This window comes from Actinomycetota bacterium (assembly GCA_030776725.1).
In the GTDB taxonomy this organism is placed as follows: Bacteria; Actinomycetota; Nitriliruptoria; order Nitriliruptorales; family JAHWKO01; genus JAHWKW01.
Window position 1 is genome coordinate 1 of the sequence record JALYHG010000262.1, and the last position, 4,981, is coordinate 4,981.

The 4,981-nt window shown below is 71.0% G+C and carries 3 protein-coding genes; 1 reads left to right on the plus strand and 2 read right to left on the minus strand.

Annotation, left to right across the window (positions count from 1 at the left end; translation table 11 throughout):
• Positions 1-862: 862 nt before the first annotated feature.
• Complete coding sequence (gene polA, locus M3N57_12765) at positions 863-3,538, minus strand: DNA polymerase I (protein MDP9023543.1); 2,676 nt, start codon at positions 3,536-3,538, stop codon at positions 863-865.
• A gap of 77 nt (positions 3,539-3,615) precedes the next feature.
• Between polA and M3N57_12770 the strand changes: the two genes are divergently transcribed.
• Positions 3,616-4,443 carry a tetratricopeptide repeat protein gene (locus M3N57_12770; protein MDP9023544.1) on the plus strand — a complete coding sequence of 276 codons (828 nt, stop codon included), beginning with the start codon at positions 3,616-3,618 and terminating at the stop codon, positions 4,441-4,443.
• Positions 4,444-4,451: 8 nt separating this feature from the next.
• Here the strand turns inward: M3N57_12770 and M3N57_12775 are convergent.
• A partial coding sequence (locus M3N57_12775; GenBank protein ID MDP9023545.1) for an amino acid ABC transporter ATP-binding protein occupies positions 4,452-4,981 on the minus strand: 530 nt, incomplete at its 5' end.

Below are 4,981 nucleotides of genomic sequence, written 5' to 3' on the forward strand. Positions count from 1 at the left end.
CTCGCCGAAGCGCTGCACGCCCTTGGCGCCCCGCGCGGCGACGACGACCGACGCTCCTACGGTCAGCGCATGGCCGACGCGCTCGAACAGCTGGCCGACATCGCACTGCGCGGCGGGCACGTGCCCCCAAGCGGGGGGGTGGCCCCGCAGATCACCGCGGTCGTGCCGCTTGCGACGTTGGAGGACCGGGCGGGGCGCGCCGCGGACCCCGCCACGCTGTCGTGGTCGGGGCCGTGCCCGCCGCAGGCGTTGGAGCAGCTGTACTGCGAGGCGAACATGGCCTGGCTGGTCACCGACGCCGACCAGCGCCCGCTGTGGCTTGGGCGCACCCGACGCTACGCAACCGCCGACCAACGCGCGGCCGCCCGCGTGCGCGACGGCGGGTGCCGCTGGCCGGGCTGCTCGATGCCGCTGGCCTGGTGCGTGCTGCACCACGCCGACTGGTGGGACCACGGCGGGCACACCGACATGCACCGGCTGATCCCCTTGTGCGCCGCCCACCACGCGATGCACCACCACGGCGGCTGGCAGATCAACGTCGACGACGTCGCCACCGTGACCGCCACCTCACCGGACGGCGACACCGTGCGACGCGAGACGGCTGCGCGCGCCCGCGCCCGCCACACCGGCAGGAGCGACCTGTCCGCGCTCAACAACGGGCGTGGCACCGGAGGCGGTGGCGGTGATGGCAGCGGTGAGGGTGGCGGCGGTCTCGGTGGGACCGGCCCGACGCCCGGCGCGGAGACCTTGCAGCCAGCGCTGGCCCGCGAGAACCGTGGCCCCTACCGCATCGACGAGGACCGCCGCACCGGACCGACGTGGCCGCCGCAGCGCAACGGGCAGCGTCGCCCACCGGCGATCATCAGTGTTTCTGAGCGTCGAACCAGGTCGGCCCCCACGCGGTGTCCACCTCGAGAGGTACCCGTAGCTCCGCGACGCCGCACATCTCGGCGACGACGAGGTCGCGCGCATCGCGGAGCTCGTCGTCGCCCACCTCGAACACGAGCTCGTCGTGGACCTGCAGCAGCAGCTGGGCCGCCAGCCCCGCCCGGTCCAACGCCTCCTGCACGCGGACCATGGCCAGCTTGATGATGTCCGCCGCAGCGCCCTGGATCGGGGCGTTGAGCGCCATGCGCTCGGCCATGCTGCGACGGTTGTAGTTCGACGACAGCAGGTCCGGCAGGTACCGGCGCCGGCCGAAGATCGTGCTGGTGAACCCGTCGCGGCGGGCGTGCAGCACCGCCTGGCGGAGGAACTCGCCGACCTTGGGGAACCGGCTCATGTAGGCGTCGACGATCTCCTGGGCCTCCTCGGGAGGGATGCCGATCTGCTGCGACAAGCCGTACGGTGTCAAGCCGTAGGCGAGCCCGTAGTTGATCGCCTTCGCTCGGTCGCGCAGCGCCCCGTCCACCATCTCCAGCGGCAGGTCGAACACCTTGGCCGCGGTCGTGGCGTGGATGTCCTCCCCGGACGCGAACGCGTCCAGCAGCCCCTCGTCGCCGGACAGGTGGGCCATGATGCGCAGCTCGATCTGGGAGTAGTCGGCCAGCAGCAGGTGGTCGTAGTCCTGGCCCGGCACGAACGCACGGCGGATCTCGCGCCCCTCGTCCCGCCGGACCGGGATGTTCTGCAGGTTGGGGTTCGACGAGGACAGACGCCCGGTGGCGGCGGTGACCTGCGACAAGGTGGTGTGCACCCGGCCGGTCGCGGGGTCGACCAGCGGCGGGAGCGCGTCCAGGTAGGTCGATACGAGCTTGGACAGCTCCCGCCACTCCAGGACCGGCTCGATGATGGGATGAGCGCTCAGGATCGACTCGAGCGACGCCGCGTCGGTCGAGTACCCCGTCTTGATCTTCTTCGTCTTCGGCAGGCCGAGCTTGTCGAACAGGATCTCCTGCAACTGCGGGGTCGACCCGACGTTGAAGCGCTCGCCGGCGAGGTCCCAGATCTCGCGCTCGAGTTCCTGACAGCGGGTTGCCAAGCGGTCGCGCAGCTCGGCGAGCACGTCGAGGTCCACGGCGATGCCGGTGCGCTCGACACGGGCCAGGACGGGCGCCAGCGGCATCTCGACCGTGTCGTGCAGCTCCCGCTGGCCGCGGAGGTCCAACTCCCGCTCGAGATGCTCGGCGAGCTCCAGGGTGGCCAGAGCACGCAGCGCACGGCCGCGCCACGCGGTCGTGCTGTCGTCGACGTCGAACGCGAGCTGGTCGCCTTCCGTGGCTTCATCGACCGTGATGGTCCGGTTGAGATGCTGAAGCGCGAGCCGATCCAGGTCGAACGACCGCTGATCGGGGTTGACCAGGTACGCCGCGAGCATCGTGTCGAGCGTGACACCGGCCACGTGCCAGTCACGTGAACGCGTGGCGTGGTCGAGGAGCTTGACGTCGTGGACGACCTTCGGCAGGTGCCGGTCGGCCAGCGCCCGCGCGAACGCCTCCAGGTCCTCTCGCGCCAGGTCACCGAACGAGTACGCCACCGGGTCGCTGCCGGGCGCCGCGAGGCCGGCCGCTGTCCACCGCAGCGCCGGCACGGCACCGTCGGTCACCGGCGCGACAGCGAGTGGGGGGCGGATGTCTTCCAGCCAGCGACGCAGCTCGCCGCTGCCCAACCGGCGCGGCTGGCGTTCGAACCCGACGGCGTCCTCCTCCTGCTGCGCACCGAGCACCTCCGACTGCAGGCGCTCCCACAGCGAGGTGAACTCCAGCGTCGCGAACAGCCGCTGCACCTTCTCGGGGACCGGCCGTCCCATGCGCAGCGTCGCCAGGTCGACGTCGACGCCGATGTCGCGCCGCAGCCGCATCAGCGTCCGGTTGACGAAGACCTGATCTTTGTGTTCGGCGAGGTTCTGGGGGAGCTTCTTCCCGCCGACCTCGTCGAGGTGGTCGTAGACGCCCTCGAGGTCGCCGTACCGGGAGATCAGCTTCGCGGCGGTCTTCTCCCCCACCCCGGGGACACCGGGGAGGTTGTCGGAGGTGTCCCCCCGCAGCGCCGCGTAGTCGGGGTAGCGCTCCGGTGTGATGCCGTACCGGTCCTCGACCGCATCGGGGGTCATCTCGGCCGTTTCGGTGATGCCGCGCAGCGTGTACAGGATCGTGACCCCGTCGCCGACGAGCTGCATCGCATCCCGATCGCCCGTGACGACCATCACGCGGTGGCCTTCCTGCACCGCTCGGTCCGCCAGCGTGGCGATCACGTCGTCGGCTTCGACCCCCGCGACCTCGACCACCGGGATCTCGAGCACCTCGAGGACCTCGTGGATGAGGTCGAGCTGGGTGCGGAACTCGTCGGGGGTCTCGGCGCGCCCGGCCTTGTAGTCGGGGTAGGCGTCTGTTCGGGCGATGTCACGGCCCTTGTCGAAGCACACCACGATCCCGTCGGGCCGGTGGTCAGCGATCATCTTGATCAGCATGCTCGTGAAGCCGTACACGGCGTTGGTGAGCTGCCCGGTCTTGGTCCGCAGGCTGTCGGGGAGGGCGAAGAACGCCCGGAAGGCGAGGCTGTGGCCGTCCAAGAGGAGCAACGTCTGGCGGTCGGTCACGCGCGATCCTGGTGGGACGCATTGGGAACCGGAGCGGAGTCGAGCGTACCTTCGCAGGGCGCGGAGCCGGAGGTGGCATGGGGGAACAGCAGGTCGTGTTCGACGTCGACGAGCACGACTTCCAACGGGCCGTGGTCGAGCGCTCGCACGACGTGCCCGTCGTCGTCGACTTCTGGGCGGCGTGGTGCGGACCGTGCCGGACGCTCGGGCCGCTCCTCGAGCGTGCCGTGACCGCCCGTGGCGGTGACGTGGTCCTCGCCAAGGTCGACGTCGACCGCAACCAGCGGCTCGCGTCGATGTTCTCGGTCCGGGGCATCCCGGCCGTGAAGGCGTTCCGCGCCGGGGCGATCGTCGCCGAGTTCGTCGGGGCGCAGCCGCCCCAGGCGATCGAGGCGTTCCTCGACCGGCTGGTGCCCTCGGCCGCCGATCAGCTGGTCGAGCGAGCAGCCCAGCAGCACGGCGGCGAAGCCGAGGCGACGCTGCGCCGGGCCCTTCAGCTCGAAGCCGATCACCGTGACGCCGCGGTGGCGCTCGCTCAGCTGCTCGTCGAGCGGGACCCGGATGCTGCGCTGGAGCTGGTCACCCCACACCGACCGGACCCCGCGGCGGAGCAGGTCGCGGCGCGCGCGGAACTCGCCCAGGTCGGTGACGACAGCATCGATGAGCTCCGCGCGAGGGTCGCGGCGGACCCCGACGACGGTGGTGCCCGCCTGGCGTTGGGCCGGGTCTTGGCCGCCCGCGGCGCGTACGACGAGGCGATCGAGGAGTTGCTCGCCGCGGTCGACGCCGGCGGCCAGAGCCGTGAGGAAGCCCGCGAGCAACTCGTGGCGCTGTTCACGATGCTGGGTCAGCACGACCCGCGCGTCGCGGCAGCCCGGAAGCGCCTGTCCCGCGCGCTGTTCTGACTCGCCGATCAGCGCTCCAGGACCACCGACAGGAACCGCCGGGTGCGTTCGTGTTCCGGCGCTTCGAACAGGCGCGACGGCGGCCCGTCCTCGACGATGACACCGTCCGCGATGAACACGACCCGGTCGGCGACGCGGCGAGCGAAGCCCATCTCGTGCGACACGACGAGCATCGTCATGCCCTCGTCCGCCAGCGTGCGCATCACGTCGAGCACCTCGCCGACCAACTCCGGATCGAGGGCGCTCGTGACCTCGTCGAACAGCATCATGTCCGGATCCATGCACAGCGCCCGCGCGATCGCCACGCGCTGCTTCTGACCGCCCGACAGGCGGACCGGGTAGTCGTCGGCCTTCTCGGCCAGGCCGACCCGGTCCAGCATGTCGCGGCCCACCTGGTTCGCCTCACGCTTGGACCGTTTCAGGACCCGCCGCTGTGCGATCGTGAGGTTGCCCATCACCGTCAGGTGCGGGAAGAGGTTGAACTGCTGGAACACCATCCCGATCTTGCGGCGGACCAGATCCACGTCGACGTCGGGAT

Excerpts from the sequence above, each read along its gene's own strand:
- M3N57_12770 (MDP9023544.1), top strand. The coding sequence starts at position 3,616 with ATGGGGGAACAGCAGGTCGTGTTCGACGTCGACGAGCACGACTTCCAA.